Origin of the sequence: Lysinibacillus sp. NPDC096212 (genome assembly GCF_044763105.1) — a bacterium.
Lineage (GTDB): Bacteria > Bacillota > Bacilli > Bacillales_A > Planococcaceae > Lysinibacillus.
Genome location: NZ_JBIWFQ010000014.1, coordinates 64,902 through 82,516, shown reverse-complemented (window position 1 = coordinate 82,516; position 17,615 = coordinate 64,902). Strand labels below are relative to the sequence as shown.

Below are 17,615 nucleotides of genomic sequence, written 5' to 3'. Positions count from 1 at the left end.
CGACATCCCCTCTGAGTGAGCTATTAAACGCGTATTCGCCATTAGATAGCTCCGGGCATAATCGAAAGTGCTCGTTATTAATGAATAAATAATTTATGACACCGTATTGGATGCGAATGATCTCGCATTGGTTCATAAATGCTAATATTTATTCACGAGGTAGCAATTATTTGCTATAAAAAAGGGTGGTACCATGGAAAGTCTTTTTCATCCCTACGTAAGGTAATTCTTTGCGTGTGGAGAAAAAGGCTTTTTATTTTTTTACGGCGTAAGAAAGAGTCTGTTATCTCTTTTCAAGGAGATGATCAGCTTGTAATACTTCAATGATGCGCATTACTAATGTGAAATTGAATGATAAGAAGGAGGCATATTTGATGAGTACGAATGTTTCTATCAATGAGAAAGAAGAATTAGCAACAGTAGCAAAAGTTGAACAAACCTATCAAGCGAAAGATGGTGCTGATGTATTAGTGCAAGCACTGCATGAACAAGGTGTTGAAATTGTTTTTGGTTACCCAGGTGGAGCGGTACTACCAATCTATGATGCGATGTATAAAAATCCGATTCGTCATATTTTAACTAGACATGAACAAGGTGCAATCCATGCAGCGGAAGGTTATGCACGTGTTTCCAATAAAACAGGTGTTGTTATTGCGACAAGCGGTCCGGGGGCAACAAACTTAGTAACTGGTATTGCTGATGCGATGATTGACTCCATCCCATTAGTTGTATTCACAGGTCAAGTTTCAACATCTGTGATTGGGACAGATGCTTTCCAAGAAGCGGATATTATGGGGATTACGACACCAATTACGAAGCACAATTATCAGGTACAGGATGTTAATGATATCCCGCGTATTGTTAAAGAGGCTTTCCATATTGCAAGCACTGGTCGGAAGGGTCCTGTTGTAGTAGATTTCCCGAAAAACGTTTCTCAAATGTTATTTGATGTGGAAAATCCACCACAGGCTCCTGATGAAATATATTTACCGGGTTATCAACCAACATATAAACCGAATTATTTACAAGTTCAAAAGGCCATTCAAGCGATTTCATTGGCCAAAAATCCAGTCATTTTAGCTGGAGCTGGTGTCCTCTTTGCAGACGCAAAAGAAGAGTTAACAGCATTCGCTGAAAAATATCGAATTCCAGTAGCAAACACTCTACTAGGACTTGGTTCAATCCATGGAGAGCATGAATTATTCCTTGGTATGGCAGGAATGCATGGAACCGCAACGTCGAACACAGCTATTACAAAATCAGATTTATTGTTGAATATCGGAGCTCGCTTTGATGACCGTTTAACTGGTAATTTAGCAACATTCGCTCCAAATGCAACAATCATACACATCGATATCGATCCAGCGGAAATTGGAAAAAACGTGCCGACAGATATTCCGATCGTTGCAGATGCTAAAGAAGCATTAAAAGCATTATTGAAAAAGGACTTCGATGGCCCTGATACAACAGAATGGCTAGCGTTCTTAAATAATCATGCAAAAGAATATCCATTATGGTACAGCAAGGAGTCAGCGGACAAAGAAGTTTTACCGCAGGAAGCATTAGAGCTTGTGCATAAAATTACAGAAGGTGACGCGATTGTCACTACAGATGTTGGTCAGCATCAAATGTGGGCTGCACAATATTATCGCTTAAACAATGATCACGGATGGGTAACGTCTGGTGGACTTGGTACGATGGGCTTCGGCTTCCCAGCTGCAATTGGCGCCCAGTTTGCGAAACCAGACAAAAAAGTTGTTTCCATTGTAGGTGATGCAGGATTCCAAATGACTGCACAAGAGCTTTCTATACTACAAGAATTCAACTTACCGGTAAAAGTAGTGATTATAAATAATAGCTGTCTAGGAATGGTACGCCAATGGCAAGAAACATTCTACGAGGAGCGTTATTCATCTTCATTAATGCCGATCCAACCAGATTTTGTTAAATTAGCGGATGCATATGGTCTTAAGGGCTACCGAATTAACACAATCGATGAAGCGGAAAGTATTTTCCGCGAGGCACTACTTTCTGATGAGCCAGTGTTAATTGATTGTCGTGTTAAACAGAGCCAATGTGTTTACCCAATGGTAGCACCAGGTAAAGGCCTACATGAAATGATTGGGGTGAAAAAGAATTGAAACGAGTAATTACAGTAACAGTGATTAACCAAAGCGGTGTATTAAATCGCGTAACAGGCTTACTTATGAAGCGTCAATTTAATATTGAATCAATCACAGTTGGTCATACAGAACAGCCAAACTTTTCGAAAATGACTTTTGTTGTAAACGTTGAGGATGAGCGTAAAATTGAACAGCTAGTGAAGCAGTTATCGAAGCAAATTGATGTGTTAAAGGTCAATGACATTACAGATAAATCAATCGTGCTACGCGAGTTAGCGCTTGTGAAGGTAATTTCACCACCAAACTTACGATTGGAAATGAATTCAATAGTTGAACCATTCCGTCCACAAATTATTGATACAGCGAAAAACGTTGTCACATATCAAGTAGTAGGCGATCCAGATAAGATTGATGCCTTTATTGAACTAATTCGACCTTATGGTATTAAAGAATTAACGCGTACAGGGGCTACTGCATCTGTTCGTGAAACACAAAAAATCTCAAATACGCAGCTCTCTATTTTAAAATAGTTTGCATATAAAATTCACAGCTTAGGATGCGTAGCCCTTGTTGGCTTACTTGCATCCGAGGTTGAAAAAACAAACCCAAAATTAGGAGGAAACAAACAATGGCTACTATGTACTATGAACAAAACATCAACGAGGAAGTATTAAAAGGGAAAAAAATCGCAATCATCGGTTATGGTTCACAAGGTCATGCACATGCATTAAACCTTAAAGAATCAGGATTCGATGTAGTAGTAGGAGTTCGTCCAGGCGGATCATTCGATGCAGCAAAAGCGGATGGAATAGATGTAAAAACTGTTGCTGAAGCAGCGCAAGAAGCAGATGTTATCCAAATTTTACTTCCAGATGAGCGCCAAAAAGCTGTATATGAGGCTGAAATTGCTCCACATCTTGAAGCTGGTAAAGCACTTATGTTTGCACATGGCTTTAACATTCATTTCGGTCAAATTACACCACCAGCAGATGTGGACGTATTCTTAGTTGCGCCGAAAGGTCCAGGACACTTAGTTCGTCGTCAATTCCAAGAAGGTGCTGGGGTACCAGGATTATTCGCAATTCATCAAGATGCAACTGGTCAAGCAAAAGATTTAGCTCTTGCATACGGTAAAGGAATCGGTGCAGCTCGTGGCGGTTTACTTGAAACAACATTCAAAGAAGAAACTGAAACTGATTTATTCGGTGAGCAAGCAGTACTTTGCGGTGGTGCTACACAATTAGTAAAAGCAGGTTTCGAAACATTAGTAGAAGCTGGCTACCAACCAGAATTAGCATACTTTGAAACGCTTCACGAACTAAAATTAATTGTTGACCTAATGTTTGAAGGTGGTATGGCAACAATGCGTTACTCAGTATCGGATACTGCAGAGTGGGGTGACTATGTGGCAGGACCACGTCTTATCGACGACTCTGTAAAAGCTCGTATGAAAGATGTATTAACGGATATTCAAGATGGTACATTCGCTCGCCGTTGGATTCAAGAAAATGAAAACGGTCGTCCAGAATATACAAAATTCAAAGAAGCTGGTGCAAACCACCAAATCGAAGAAGTTGGTGCTAAATTACGTGCTATGATGCCATTCATCAACGAAGGTAAAGAAAAGGTTGTAAGAGAAGTGGCTGCAAGTGCGAAAAATTGATATTTTCGATACAACACTTCGCGACGGCGAACAATCTGCTGGTATTAATCTAAACACAGCAGAGAAGATTGAAATCGCCAAGCAACTAGAGCGCCTAGGAGTGACAATTATTGAAGCAGGTTTTCCTGCTTCGTCACCCGGTGACTTTGAGGCGGTAAATCGTATTGCAGGAACAGTGAAAAACTCGATCGTAACAGGCTTAGCTCGCTGTATACAAAAAGATATCGACACAACTTGGGAAGCCATTAAAGTGGCCGAACAACCACACATTCATATTTTCCTAGCAACATCTCCCATTCATATGGAATACAAACTAAAAAAATCACCTGATCAAGTGGTAGAACAAGCGGTTGAAGCCGTAAAATATGCGAAAAAATTCTTTCCGCTTGTACAATGGTCTGCAGAAGATGCATTTCGCTCAGATCGTGATTTTTTAGTACGTATTATGAATGATGTTGTTGCGGCAGGTGCAACTACCATTAATGTACCTGACACAGTAGGATATGCATCACCACAAGAATATGGTGCATTATTTAAATTCCTACTTGAAAACGTAAAAGGTGCTGATAAGGTAAAATTCTCTGCGCATTGCCATGATGATTTAGGTATGGCAACCGCTAACACGATTGCAGCCATTGAAAATGGTGCCTCACAAGTTGAGGGTACGATTAACGGTATCGGAGAGCGTGCTGGAAATGTAGCGCTTGAAGAAATCGCAGTTGCCCTTCATATCCGTAAAGATATCTACCCTGTAGCAACAGGTATTCATTTACAAGAAATTAAGCGTACATCTCAATTAGTCAGTAAACTTACGAATGTGGTTATTCAGCCGAATAAAGCGATTGTTGGTAAAAACGCATTTGCACACGAATCTGGTATTCACCAAGATGGTGTGTTAAAAAATCCTGAAACGTACGAGATTATTACACCTGCCCTTATTGGTGAAGGGGAGGTACCACTCGTTCTAGGTAAACACTCAGGCCGCGCAGCATTCCGTGACAGAGCGGAAACAATGGGATTCAATCTTTCGGATGAAAAACTAAATAAAGCATTTACTGAATTTAAAAAGCTTGCTGATCGTAAAAAAGAAATTACAGAAGAAGATTTACTAACGCTTCTTACTGAGCAACAAGTTCAAATAGAAGATGTTCCACTCTACGAATTAAAGATGGTACAGGTACAATATGGTACAGAAAATATACCAACAGCAACAGCGATTGTTTTAACACCAGAAGGTTTGGAAAAGACAGTTGTGGCAACAGGTTCTGGCTCAGTTGAAGCTATTTTCAATACGCTTGAGCAACTTGTTCAAGGAGATATTCATGTGGTTGATTATCGAGTTAAGTCTGTTGGTAAGGGACGAGATGCATTAGGAGAAGCTGTGATTAATATTCGATATGATGGCATTTCAACAACCGGACGAAACTCATCACAGGATGTTTTAGAAGCATCGGCAAAAGCTTATTTAAATGCGATTAACCGTCATTTAATACAAGCAAGCCTTCGTACACAGCCTGTAAGTTAATCGATCACCCAGCTTTTTATGAATTTAGTAGATTTAACGGTAGTGAATTGAGTCAGCATCATTCATATCCCAAAGGCAATGTGCCAATTTCGTGTAGTCGTAATATTGATGACCTCACCTATTAATATAGGTGAGAGTCTTACTAAAATAGCGTAGTTCAACGCTATACAAAGAAAGGTGTTTTGACGATGGAGAAAAAAATTACAGTACTTCCTGGTGACGGAATTGGGCCAGAGGTTGTTGCTTCTGCTGTACGTGTATTACAGGTGATTGGTAAGCGATTCAACCATACATTCCATTTAGGTTATGCAACAATCGGAGGCGCTGCCATCGACCAACACAATAATCCACTACCAGATGAAACAATTGAGATGTGTGAAAATAGTGACGCAGTTATACTTGGTGCCGTTGGCGGCCCGAAATGGGATAATAATCCACCTGAATTACGTCCAGAAAAAGGATTACTACGTATTCGCAAACACTTTGACTTATTCGCAAACCTACGTCCAGTAAAGGCGTTCCCGAGTTTACTAGATGCTTCACCATTAAAGCGTGAAGTAGCCGAAAACGTCGATTTAATGATTGTACGTGAATTAACAGGCGGCGTATACTTCGGGGAACCACGTATGCGTACTGAGAATGGCGCGATTGATACAACTGTTTACTCAACTGCAGAAGTTGAGCGTATTGTTGAAAATGCCTTTGAATTAGCACGTTTACGTGGAGGCAAATTATGCTCAGTTGATAAAGCAAATGTACTTGAAACAAGTCGTTTATGGCGAGAAGTTGTTGAAGCGAAGAAAAAAGAGTATCCAGATGTACAGGTGGAGCACAATTTAGTAGACTCAGTTGCGATGAAATTAATTACTAACCCTGGTCATTATGATGTGGTAGTTACTGAAAATATGTTTGGAGATATTTTAAGTGATGAAGCATCTGTTATTACAGGCTCTTTAGGCGTATTACCATCTGCATCCATTCGCGGAGATAATTTTGGTCTATATGAACCAGTACATGGCTCAGCACCAGAAATTGCCGGTCAAGGCGTTGCAAATCCAGCCGCAACCATTCTTTCAGTGGCCATGATGTTACAATATTCATTTGGCTTAAAAGAAGAAGCAGCAGAAATCGAACGTGCTGTAAGTGCAGTATTTGATGATGGCTATTTCACAGCAGATCTTGCGCGTGATGGTAGTCGTATACTATCGACGAATGAATGGACAGATAAAGTCATTAACGAGATTGATACAAGCTTTGTTTCAGAAAGCATTATGACAACATACATTTAAGAAATAGGTGAAGATAATGGGCAAAAATATAATTGAAAAGATTTGGGATAAACATTTGGTTTATCAGGAAGAGGGCAAACCGGACCTGTTATATATTGATCTCCATTTAATTCATGAAGTAACTTCTCCGCAAGCCTTTGAAGGTCTACGAATGAACGGACGTCAAGTGCGTCGCACGGATTTAAGCTTTGCGACAATGGATCATAACGTGCCTACAAAAAATCTACCAACGATTCATGATCCGATTGCGCGTAACCAAATCGAAACGTTAGCTAAAAATGCTGAAGAATTTGGCGTTGAACTTGCGGGAATGGGCCATCCTGACCAAGGAATTGTTCACGTAATTGGACCAGAGCTAGGTTTAACGCAGCCTGGTAAAACGATTGTCTGTGGTGACTCCCATACGTCTACACATGGCGCGTTCGGAGCGATTGCTTTCGGGATTGGTACATCTGAGGTAGAACATGTATTGTCAACACAGACATTATGGCAAAATAAGCCGAAAACAATGGAAATTCGTGTAGAGGGTGAGCTTCCTGTAGGTGTAGCTGCCAAAGATATTATTCTAGCGATTATTTCGAAATTCGGTATCGGTGTCGGCACAGGACATATTGTGGAATTCACTGGAGAGGCTATCCACAAGCTTGCTATGGAAGAACGGATGACAATTTGTAATATGTCAATCGAAGCGGGTGCAAAGGCAGGGCTAATTTCGCCTGACCAAACGACTGTTGACTATATCCGTGGTCGTAAACATGCACCACAAGGAGAAAAGTTTGAGGAAGCAGCAGATTATTGGTTAAGCTTAGCATCCGAAGAAGATGCAACATATGATACAGTTCGTATCATTCAAGCTGAAGAAATTGAGCCAATCATCACTTGGGGAACGAATCCGTCAATGGGTTCAGGTGTTTCAAGTAATGTTCCAACACAGGCCGATTATGAGGATGAGTCAGATAAAGCTGCTCTTCGCAAAGCACTTGCCTACATGGGCTTAGAGGAAGGTCAACCATTAACTTCAATCGATATTCAACACGTATTTATCGGTTCTTGTACAAACTCACGCATCAGTGATTTACGGGCAGCTGCAAATGTCATCGAAGGGCGTAAGGTACATGAAAATGTAACAGCAATCGTTGTGCCAGGCTCATATTCGACGAAAAAACAAGCAGAAGCAGAAGGATTAGATAAAATCTTTACAGCTGCTGGCTTTGAATGGCGTGAGACAGGTTGCTCAATGTGTCTGGCAATGAATGATGATGTAGTACCAGCTGGTGAACGCTGTGCATCAACTTCAAACCGTAACTTTGAAGGACGCCAAGGAGCTGGTTCTCGTACACACTTAGTATCGCCACCAATGGCAGCAGCTGCAGCAATTGCTGGTCACTTTGTAGATGTTCGTGAATTCGTAAAGGAAACTGTGTAATTTCCATTTACACGGAAGGGATGATTGCAAATGGAACCAATTAATATCGTAAACAGTGTGATAACACCACTCGATCGTAAAAATGTCGATACAGACCAAATTATTTCAAAAGAGTTTTTAAAGCGTATTGAGCGTACAGGTTTTGGTCAGTATTTATTTTACCATTGGCGCTTTGATGCAGAGGGCAATGAAATGAAGGATTTTGTATTAAACAAACCTGAATTTAAAGACTCTAAAATTTTAGTAGCTCAAGATAACTTCGGCTGTGGTTCATCTCGTGAACATGCACCGTGGGCAATCTTAGACTATGGCTTCAATGTAGTAATTGCACCATCATTCGCAGATATTTTCCATAATAACTGCTTCAAAAATGGGATTTTACCAATCAAACTAACTGCAGCAGAGTGTGATGAAATTTTAGCAAAAAGCTTAGAAAATCCGTACAAGATGGAAGTCAATTTAGAAGCACAAACAGTAACGGGTGAAGATGGTACAGTTTATAAATTTAGCATCGATCCTTACTATAAAGAAACATTGCTAAATGGTTGGGATGAGATTGCTCTAACCTTTAAATACGAAGAACATATTGCTGCTTACGAAGCACAGCGTATTGTATTTTAATAGATTGAGCGCTGACCTTTTGACTGAAGACATATTAAGTTGTCTTCAGTTTTTTTTGTTGCTTAAAGAAGGGGGGCTTTGATTGAAGTGGAAATTGCTCAGGTAACAGGGAAACCTCCTAACTCCTATATTGGTAAATGATTATTCCTTACTAAATAACATAGTTCCAATTAAAAACCACTTTAGTTATTTAAATGTTTATTTTCAAAAAACGCAACAAATTGAAGTAATATTTTGATAATATAAAAATAGAGTTACGGGAATAAATGGAACATTATCCAGATTATTGTCCCAACACTATAAGTTAGGGATGACATTTGTTAAAACATATCTCGTGCATATAAGTTGGGACGGAAATTATCTACACGTTTTGGTGATGAGTCAGTTTATTTAAACATTTACCAGAATACTTTTGTGAAAAGTAATAAAGGGAGGAACTATATAATGAAAATCCTTCGAAAATACAGCTTATTAATTGGAGGCTTAGGTTTTTCAAAATTAGGGGACTGGATTTACCTTGTAGCGCTAAATTTATTTATATGGCATTTAACACAATCGCCGGCAGCGATGGCTGGAATCTTTATTGTCGGACCAATAGCAAGAGTTTTAACAAGTTAGGTAGCTGGCTCTTTTATTGATCGTATGAATAAACGCAAGTTGATGATTGCAACTGATATTATACGAGGTTTCATTGTTTTTTGTATGCCGTTTATGGAATCAATTTGGCTCATCTATACACTGTTATTTTTAGCGAATATAGCGAGTAGTTTCTTTGGGCCTAGTAGTACATATTATATTACAAAGTTTGTTCCTTCAGAAGATAGACAACGATTCAACGCAATACTTGGCACGTTCAATTCAGGCTCGTTTTTAGTAGGTCCAGCTCTTGCAGGACTCCTCATCATGCTTTTTAATACAACATTTACGATTTGGTTTAACAGCTTTACATTTTTTGTTTGTGCTTTGATCATTTACTTATTACCTGATGTAGATGATGTGAAGGAAACTTCACTGCAACGTATTACTTGGCAAATACTAAAAAATGACTATCTAACTGTAATAGCTTTCATTCGACAAAATTCATTATTTATAATGATTTATTTACTGTTTCAAAGTACATTAATGATTGCTTTTGCGCTTGATTCTCAGGAAACAACATTTATAAAACAAGATTTGGCTTTATCCGATAGCTTATATGGAGCCTTTGTGAGTAGTGCAGGAGCTGGAGCAATTTTAGGTGGAATGGTTGCTGCAAGCTTCGCCAAAAAATGGTCCACTCGGTCATATATGGCTTTTGGTTTGTTCCTGACAATGCTGTTTTATACAGCTTTTTATGCCTCGACATCGAGTATTTTGACATTTGTAAGTTTCGTTTTTTTAGGCTTTTTTATGGCATTTAGTAATACTGGTTATGAAGCGTTTTATCAGCAAAATGTACCACCTGAAATGATGGGGAGATTCGGTAGTATTTCTAGTATTTTTCAAAATATTTTACAAATCTCCTTTACTTTACTATTAGGTCTGTTTGCAGAATTATTTACGCTTCAAATGACTGCAATTGTTTTCGGTATTATCAGTATTTTATTGTCAATCTCATTATATTTTGTGCTATATTCCCCGAAAAACTACATCGGGTTAAAGGAGGAAGTATCATGATTAGCTATAAGGTTCATTGTATTTTTTGTAAGAAAATATTTGAAGTTGTAGAAGGTACAAGGAAATATAAACTATATAAAGAAAATATGGACGGGAAGTTTTCCTGTGAAGATTGTGATAGAAAAATTGAATTAGAGGCAAGGAAAGGTTTATTGGGAAAAATTAATTGAAAATAACCCCATATTTTTCAAATGTAAATGACCTGTCCTTCTATTGTTTTCTCAGTTAAAATGGAAAAATAAGATGGAAGGTAGGTCAAAAGATGATTACAGTTATAGGTAGTATAAATATGGATTTAGTTGTACAAATGGGGGTTTTTCCAAAGCAGGGTGAAACGATTCTTGGTAAAGATTTTCAAACGATTCCAGGAGGAAAAGGGGCTAATCAGGCAATTGCTGCGGCACGTCTTGGAAGTGAAGTCACAATGATCGGCTGTGTAGGCTCCGATAGTTTTGGAGAAACATTGCGCACAGTTTTACAGCAGGAGCATGTTCAAACTGAAGCTATTACAAGCGTTTCGGCACCTACTGGGATTGCTAATATTTTAATCTACAATAATGATAACCGTATTATAGTAGTGCCTGGGGCAAATTATGAACTAATGCCTGCGCATATAGAGGCAGCGAAAGAAATCATTCAAAAAAGTCAAATGGTCATTATGCAGCTAGAAATCCCAGTGGAAACGACTGCTTATGCGATAAAACTTTGTAAAGAAGCGAATGTACCTGTTTTATTAAATCCTGCACCAGCGGCTAATTTTGATGTGCAATGGATGGAGGATATTACCTATATCACACCAAATGAAACGGAGTGTGCCGAAATTTTTGGAGATGATGTTGAGCGAATATTAGAAAAGTATCCTAATAAAATGATTATTACGCAAGGTAGTGATGGCGCACGCTATTTTGATGGTGAATATCCTATTCATGTTCCGGGTTATTTGACGAAAGCGGTAGATACAACAGGTGCAGGTGATACGTTTAACGGTGCACTCGCTTATGCTTTAGTAGAAGGGCAATCATTGGATCAGGCTGTGTATTTTGCAAATATTGCAGCTTCATTATCGGTGGAGGAATTCGGTGCGCAAGGTGGAATGCCAACACTTGGAGCGGTGTACTCACGTATGGCTGGAATTGAAGAATGAAGAAGAAACTAACTCTCTTACGAATTTATAATAATAATTTTTATTTCTTTTAGTCTGAATGAGTAATAATATCTGAGATAGTCTGTTCAATAGCGTAAGATTAATTACCTATTTGTGACACTTATATTTAAGTATATTGTCCTTTTTTGTCGTTATTTCTTAGTACTATGTATTAATAAGTGAATATTTTCATTTATAATAACTTTAGATACATACGAAAAGAGGTTTTGAGGATGACAAATATTGATAATGTGCCGATCGAATATACAGCCTCAGCGAATAATATTTTGCCACAGCTTGTTGATCATTTTCGACAATTACATGGCATTATTGTACAAAATACATATGTAAAAGATACAGCTAAACATTTAAATCGTATCATTCAAGATGCTAACAACGAAACGATGATTCTTATTGTTGGGAAAGAGCGTGTTGGAAAAACAACACTTGTAAATGGACTTTTAGGACGTCAAGTTTTGCCTGTTAGTGATCAGCATCCAACAGGGGTAAATACATTTTTGCGATACGGTGAGCATGAAGAAATAAAGGCGTATTTTTTAGATGGCGTTGTAGCAATATTCGATATGAGCAAGCTAGAATTATTGACAACTAGCGATACTTTTGCATCTCAAATACTACGAGAACATTTAGATTACTTAGAAGTATATTTGAAAAACGATTTATTAAAATCAGTAACAATTATTGATTCTGTTTCATTGGAAGCTGGGGGAGGAGAAATGGCCTACTTCCCAGAAGCATTAATGAACCGTGTTGACGAAATTTTTTGGGTATTACGCTCAGGTTCGATGGCTATTTATCCTGAAATTTTATTGATGGAAACGCTAAAAAACAAAGGTGTTGAGCCCCTTTGTGTTATCAATGCTATCGATTCAAATGAAAATACGCAGACGTTTATTAATGCTGAGAGAGAACGAATTGGACATTTAATAAGTGATTTTGTTGCTATCTCTGCAAGAGAAGCGATTGAAGCTAAACAGACTAATAGTGATGAGCTTTGGGAAAAAAGTCAGTATGAGCAATTAATTTCAGAAATTCATCGAGTTGCAGAAAATAGTGATAAGAAAACGTATGGCATTTTAATTCGCTTCTTGCAATGGCTTGAACGATTCCGCTTCGAATTAACTGTTATTCCACAAAGAGATCCATTCCAATCTGCGGTTGAGAACATTGAAAAGTATGCAGGCGATACACAATACGAATTTTCACGTTATCAACGTGATTTAGCGATTGTGACTGAATATGAGCAAGAATATGAGCAGGTTGCCAATGTATTTAAAAATGTTCAAACATTATACCAACTTTTACAAACCATTTCACAAAATGATTATTTACAGGATGAAATAGTGGAAAGCTTTACAGAAAAGGCTGTTTTTTATCAACAAATGTTACGAGAATATCGTAATATGCATAGCGATTATATACGTGAATATGATCGATTGGATGCCCAGCATAAAAAAATTCACGGAAAAGGTCTTATGAAGGCTATCTTTGGTCAGCATACACAAAATGGATTTTTCAAAGAACGTGTCAGCAAGTTAAATGAGCAGCAAGTTGTTTGTATTGCACAATATGAAAAAGTGCAAGAAGCGGAGGCAATGATGCTTCAGTCCATTAATTCAATACAAAGTTATCTTATGGAGTTAACGAAAAAACGTTTGGTACGTATTGAGCAGAAAGTGCAAGAGCTAAATCACCAACGTTCAAAAGAAAAACGCCAATTAAAGTTATACGCAAATAAATTAAATGAATTTTCTTGTTTAATAGAGGCGCAGGGCTATATTAAAGAAACTATTCAACCATTTTTAATGGACGAACAAATGCCGCTAAAAGAAAAAGATATTGTAATGCTAAAAGAAACGATTAACAGTATCATAAGCATTGACCTGACGAATAATGGTCTACTTGCACGTAGTCAAATGAACAATAAAATGGAGAGCACTGCGATTCCTTTCGATGTTCAGAAAAAATATCCTTTACATACGTTAGCTTTAGCAGAAGTAGATGTAAAATCAAACGATATACCAGAAATACCGAAAAAATTAGATATTCAATATGAAGAATAAACGTTAAAAGAAAATGTTCTAAAATTTATTTATAATTTTAGAACATTTTTTTATGTATTTTCTAGTTTTCTATAAATTGGGATTAATTATATAAAATTGAAACTAAATAAGACGATTTTCGTATAGATAGTAGGAGGGATTAAAATGATTCAAATTAAAGGACGTTTTACTGAAGCGAAAATTTATTCAAAGACAGCCTTACAATCAGCTATCGATCAAATTAAAGAATTGGCAAATCAAGCCTTTATGGAAGGAACAAAAGTACGGATTATGCCAGATTATCACGCAGGGAAGGGTTGTGTTATTGGTACAACGATTCAGCTTCAAAATCGTGTAGTGCCTAATCTTGTAGGCATTGATGTTGGTTGCGGTGTATTTGTAGCTGAGCTAAATGAGACGGATATCGATTTTTCTAAACTTGATGCTACAATTCGAGCACATATACCAAGCGGACAGAATATCCATCAGGAAGTATCTTCTGCACGTCATTTTGTTGAATTCGAGGGGAGACAGTTTGTAGCGAGTGGCTTAAAGGATGACTATACGAATCTATCGCTTGGTACACTTGGGGGAGGCAATCATTTTATAGAGCTTGCAAAAGACGAAGCAGGCACACATTACTTACTTATCCATACTGGGTCGCGTTATGTCGGAGCGAAGGTAGCGAATTGGCATCAAAAAAGAGCCTATGAAACATTACAACGAGAAGATTTAAAAGAAAAAATTGCCGATTTGAAAAATCAGGGGCGCGAAAAAGAAATTCAAGCAATGATTAAAGCTAGTAAAGAGCAAAACCCTATTGTACCAAAAGATTTAGCCTATTTAGAGGGTGAGTATTTCCATGATTATATTCACGATATGAAAATTGCTCAGCAATATGCTCGGATGAATCGTTGGACAATTGCTGAAACAATCTCCAAGCATATGAACTGGCGTTTTAACGAAACGTTCGATACGATCCATAACTATATTGATACAGAAACAATGACGTTAAGAAAAGGAGCCGTTCGAGCAAATAAAGGGGAGAAGCTCGTTATTCCTATGAATATGCGAGATGGCTCACTCATTTGTATCGGGAAAGGGAATGCAGATTGGAATTACTCAGCACCACATGGGGCAGGGCGAATGTATTCTCGCCGTGCAGCAAAAGAAGCACTAAACATGGAAGATTTTAAAGAGATGATGCAAGGTATTTGGACAACATCTGTAAACGAAGAAACATTAGATGAAGCCCCTATGGCATATAAGCCGATGTCAGAAATTACATCTGTTCTCGAGGAAACTGCAGATATATTAAAAGTGATTACACCTGTTTATAATTTTAAAGCTAGCGAAGTAGCTAAGCCTTATGAGCGGAAAAATAAAAATAATTCCTAATAATAGAAAGTGCTTGCATTCGTGGTTATCTATTAACAATATATCTGTAATGATATAAAATAGGCTTACAAAGATGAAGTGGGTGGTTTTTTGGTATCTTCAAAAGATGTGGCAAAGTATGCGGGTGTCTCGCAAACAACGGTTTCAAGAGTGTTAAATACTCCTGAACTCGTAAAGCCGAAGACTGTCGAAAAAGTAATGCAGGCTATTGAGGAATTAAACTATATTCCAAATGATGTTGCTAGATCGCTTGTACAGAAAAAAACAGGCATTATTACTTTGATATCAGGGCCTTTACATAATCCTTTTTTTGTCGATACAACAACTGCAATCGTTAATTATGTTAATGCTCGGGGCTATAAAGTAAATGTTTATTTTGGTACGGAAGATAATTTAGATTCTATTTATAATTCTGTTTTGGAAACCAGGGCTGATGCGATAATTTTATCGTCTATGTTATATGAAGATGACTTATTTTTTAAGCTTGAAAAACGAGGCATACCTTTTATCATGTATAATCGCAAGCATCAAGAAAACAGGTATTTTGTAGAAATTGATAATGTGGAAGCTGGCTATATAGCGACGAATCATATTTTAACTTTAGGTCATCATGACATATGCTGGATTGGCGGTCCACATGAAATAAGTACTTTTTATGAAAGGTACAATGGCTTTAAAAATGCATTAAAGGACAGCGGAATAGGTATAAATACAGTGCCAGCATTTTTTACAAATACTAAAAAAGACGATATTGAACGAATATTTGAAGAAATACTTAAGCTTCCTACGAGACCTACTGCTATTTGTGCCGCAACAGATGCAATTGCTATTGAAATTTTAAACCTTTGCTTAGAGAGGGGCTTTCATGTTCCTAAAGATTTTAATATTATTGGCATTGATAATGTTGAGCTCAGTAAGCACCATTCAATTGCTTTAACAACAGTAGGTTTAGCATCCGAAAAAAACCTCGGATTTATTGCTATTGAAAAATTATTTGAGGTAATGGAGAAAAAAAGTACTTGCATCCAACAAACAGAATCTGTTAAGCTTTTCCCGAGAAATACAACATGTAAAAAAATAAACTGATGACCTCAGTTTATTTTTTAAAACTTAAAATGGTTACGTATTCATTTTTTTATTTTCAGAAATGAATACGTAACCATTCCGAAAGAGGAGTGAGTCAGGTCTTGAAAAAAAGCTTATTTATTAATGGACAATGGCAAATGACAGATGAATTTATGGAGGTTCAATCCCCCTACTCAAAAGAGGTCATTGCTCAATTTGCGATGGCAACTGAAGATGATGTACAGCGCGCAATTGAAAGTGCTCATTTAGCAGAGTCTGAAATGGCAGCTTTAACGGCATTCCAAAGAGCAGAAATTTTAGAACAATTATCTGAACTATTTGCAGTAAATAGAGATGAGGCAGCTAATATTATCTCATTAGAATCAGCAAAGTCGTTGAAGTATGCGTATGCTGAGATTGATCGAACGATTGAAACTTACAAATTTGCAGCAGAAGAAGCGAAGCGACTATCTGGTGAAATGATTCCGATGGATGCATCTAAAAGTGGAGAGGGTAGATTTGGTTATACAATCCGCGAACCATTAGGCGTTATTGCGGCCATTACACCTTTTAATTTTCCACAAAATTTAGTAGCCCATAAAGTTGGACCAGCATTAGCAGCTGGAAATACGATTGTTTTGAAACCTGCAACACAAACAGCTTTATCTGCTCATTTTCTAGCAAAACTATTGGCACAAACAAACTTACCAGCAGGTGCATTTAACTTAGTAACTGGGCAAGGAAAACTAGTAGGGGATGTATTTTTAGCACATCCAAAAGTAAAAATGATTACATTTACGGGAAGTCCTGCTGTAGGCATTTCTCTTCGTAATCGCGCAGGATTAAAGAAAGTTACATTAGAACTTGGTTCGAATGCTGGTGTTATTGTTGATGAAGGGATTCAACTCGATAAAATCATGGACCGAATTGTTATGGGAGCTTTTTCAAATCAAGGTCAAGTGTGCATCTCCCTACAGCGTATATATGTAAAAGAAAATATAATAGATGTATTTTTAGAAAAACTAAAAGCAAAAATAGAACAGCTAACAATAGGGGACCCACTAGATGTAACAACAGATTTAGCGATGATGATTTCAGAAACTGAGCAACAGCGTGCTGTCACATGGATAGAAGAAGCGGTAGCAGAAGGTGCCGAAGTACTGACGGGTGGTCGTATTGAAAATAATATTTTACTTCCAACAGTATTATTTAATGTATCCTCTCATAGCCGTGTATCTTGTGAGGAAATATTTGCACCTGTTGTAATTGTCAATACTGTTTCTTCAATAGAAGAAGCCATTGATGCTGTCAATGATTCAAATTATGGCTTACAGGCAGGAATATTTACACCTTCAATCGAGATGGCCTTTAAAGCTTCAAAGAAATTACAAGTAGGGGGTGTCATTATAAATGACGTTCCGACATACCGTGTTGACCATATGCCATATGGCGGCATTAAAGAAAGCGGAACCGGTCGAGAAGGAATCAAATATGCAGTTGAGGAAATGACAGAAATGAAGCTAGTGATTTGGAATAACAATTAACTTCTTCAGCGAATGTTTTATGTAGCGAAAGCAAAGAGTCGGCTACAAATGTTTTATGTAGTGAAAGCAAAGCGTCAGCTACAATTACGCCGAGGCAC

General features: G+C 37.7%; 14 protein-coding genes and 1 pseudogene. All 15 read left to right on the top strand.

The features are described 5' to 3' along the window. The first annotated feature begins 374 nt into the window (after positions 1 to 374). The 15 genes and pseudogenes from ilvB to ACIQ7T_RS14880 all read left to right on the top strand — a co-directional run bounded on the left by ilvB (position 375) and on the right by ACIQ7T_RS14880 (position 17,517). On the top strand, positions 375 to 2,141 hold the full coding sequence (gene ilvB / locus ACIQ7T_RS14950; protein WP_370080435.1) for a biosynthetic-type acetolactate synthase large subunit: 1,767 nt from the start codon (positions 375 to 377) through the stop codon (positions 2,139 to 2,141). Continuing rightward, the gene (gene ilvN, locus ACIQ7T_RS14945; RefSeq protein WP_049664470.1) at positions 2,138 to 2,653 is read left to right on the top strand and encodes an acetolactate synthase small subunit; all 516 of its coding nucleotides are present in this window, start codon (positions 2,138 to 2,140) and stop codon (positions 2,651 to 2,653) included. The genes ilvB and ilvN overlap by 4 nt, the downstream gene beginning before the upstream one ends. A gap of 98 nt (positions 2,654 to 2,751) precedes the next feature. Continuing rightward, the gene (ilvC, locus tag ACIQ7T_RS14940; protein WP_370080433.1) at positions 2,752 to 3,786 is read left to right on the top strand and encodes a ketol-acid reductoisomerase; all 1,035 of its coding nucleotides are present in this window, start codon (positions 2,752 to 2,754) and stop codon (positions 3,784 to 3,786) included. Then, positions 3,773 to 5,311, top strand: a complete 1,539-nt coding sequence (locus ACIQ7T_RS14935; protein WP_370080431.1) for a 2-isopropylmalate synthase — start codon at positions 3,773 to 3,775, stop codon at positions 5,309 to 5,311. Before ilvC ends, ACIQ7T_RS14935 begins: the two co-directional genes overlap by 14 nt. Positions 5,312 to 5,499: 188 nt before the next feature. Then, positions 5,500 to 6,600 (top strand): 3-isopropylmalate dehydrogenase, encoded by a 1,101-nt coding sequence (leuB, locus tag ACIQ7T_RS14930; RefSeq protein WP_370080429.1) that lies wholly within the window; start codon positions 5,500 to 5,502, stop codon positions 6,598 to 6,600. A gap of 16 nt (positions 6,601 to 6,616) precedes the next feature. After that, positions 6,617 to 8,026, top strand: coding sequence for a 3-isopropylmalate dehydratase large subunit (leuC, locus tag ACIQ7T_RS14925; protein ID WP_370080427.1), 1,410 nt, complete (start codon positions 6,617 to 6,619; stop codon positions 8,024 to 8,026). 30 nt (positions 8,027 to 8,056) lie between these two features. After that, entirely contained in the window at positions 8,057 to 8,647 is a 591-nt protein-coding gene (leuD, locus tag ACIQ7T_RS14920; protein ID WP_402871242.1) for a 3-isopropylmalate dehydratase small subunit, read from the top strand. Between the two features lie 444 nt (positions 8,648 to 9,091). Beyond that, positions 9,092 to 9,265 carry a hypothetical protein gene (locus ACIQ7T_RS14915; protein ID WP_370080425.1) on the top strand — a complete coding sequence of 58 codons (174 nt, stop codon included), beginning with the start codon at positions 9,092 to 9,094 and terminating at the stop codon, positions 9,263 to 9,265. 12 nt (positions 9,266 to 9,277) lie between these two features. Beyond that, positions 9,278 to 10,303: pseudogene (locus tag ACIQ7T_RS14910) on the top strand (MFS transporter); the annotation flags it as partial. Beyond that, positions 10,300 to 10,473 carry a DUF2197 domain-containing protein gene (locus ACIQ7T_RS14905; protein WP_370080424.1) on the top strand — a complete coding sequence of 58 codons (174 nt, stop codon included), beginning with the start codon at positions 10,300 to 10,302 and terminating at the stop codon, positions 10,471 to 10,473. The pseudogene ACIQ7T_RS14910 and the gene ACIQ7T_RS14905, both read left to right, overlap by 4 nt. A 92-nt stretch (positions 10,474 to 10,565) precedes the next feature. Continuing rightward, the gene (rbsK, locus tag ACIQ7T_RS14900; protein ID WP_370080423.1) at positions 10,566 to 11,447 is read left to right on the top strand and encodes a ribokinase; all 882 of its coding nucleotides are present in this window, start codon (positions 10,566 to 10,568) and stop codon (positions 11,445 to 11,447) included. A 233-nt stretch (positions 11,448 to 11,680) separates the two neighbouring features. Continuing rightward, a complete protein-coding gene (locus ACIQ7T_RS14895) occupies positions 11,681 to 13,531 on the top strand; it encodes a dynamin family protein (RefSeq protein WP_370080422.1) in 1,851 nt (616 codons plus the stop codon). Between the two features lie 144 nt (positions 13,532 to 13,675). Further along, positions 13,676 to 14,908 carry an RtcB family protein gene (locus ACIQ7T_RS14890; RefSeq protein ID WP_370080421.1) on the top strand — a complete coding sequence of 411 codons (1,233 nt, stop codon included), beginning with the start codon at positions 13,676 to 13,678 and terminating at the stop codon, positions 14,906 to 14,908. A 90-nt stretch (positions 14,909 to 14,998) separates the two neighbouring features. Continuing rightward, positions 14,999 to 15,994, top strand: coding sequence for a LacI family DNA-binding transcriptional regulator (locus ACIQ7T_RS14885; protein ID WP_402871235.1), 996 nt, complete (start codon positions 14,999 to 15,001; stop codon positions 15,992 to 15,994). 101 nt (positions 15,995 to 16,095) lie between these two features. Then, positions 16,096 to 17,517 (top strand): aldehyde dehydrogenase family protein, encoded by a 1,422-nt coding sequence (locus tag ACIQ7T_RS14880; protein ID WP_402871233.1) that lies wholly within the window; start codon positions 16,096 to 16,098, stop codon positions 17,515 to 17,517. The last annotated feature ends 98 nt before the right edge of the window (positions 17,518 to 17,615 follow it).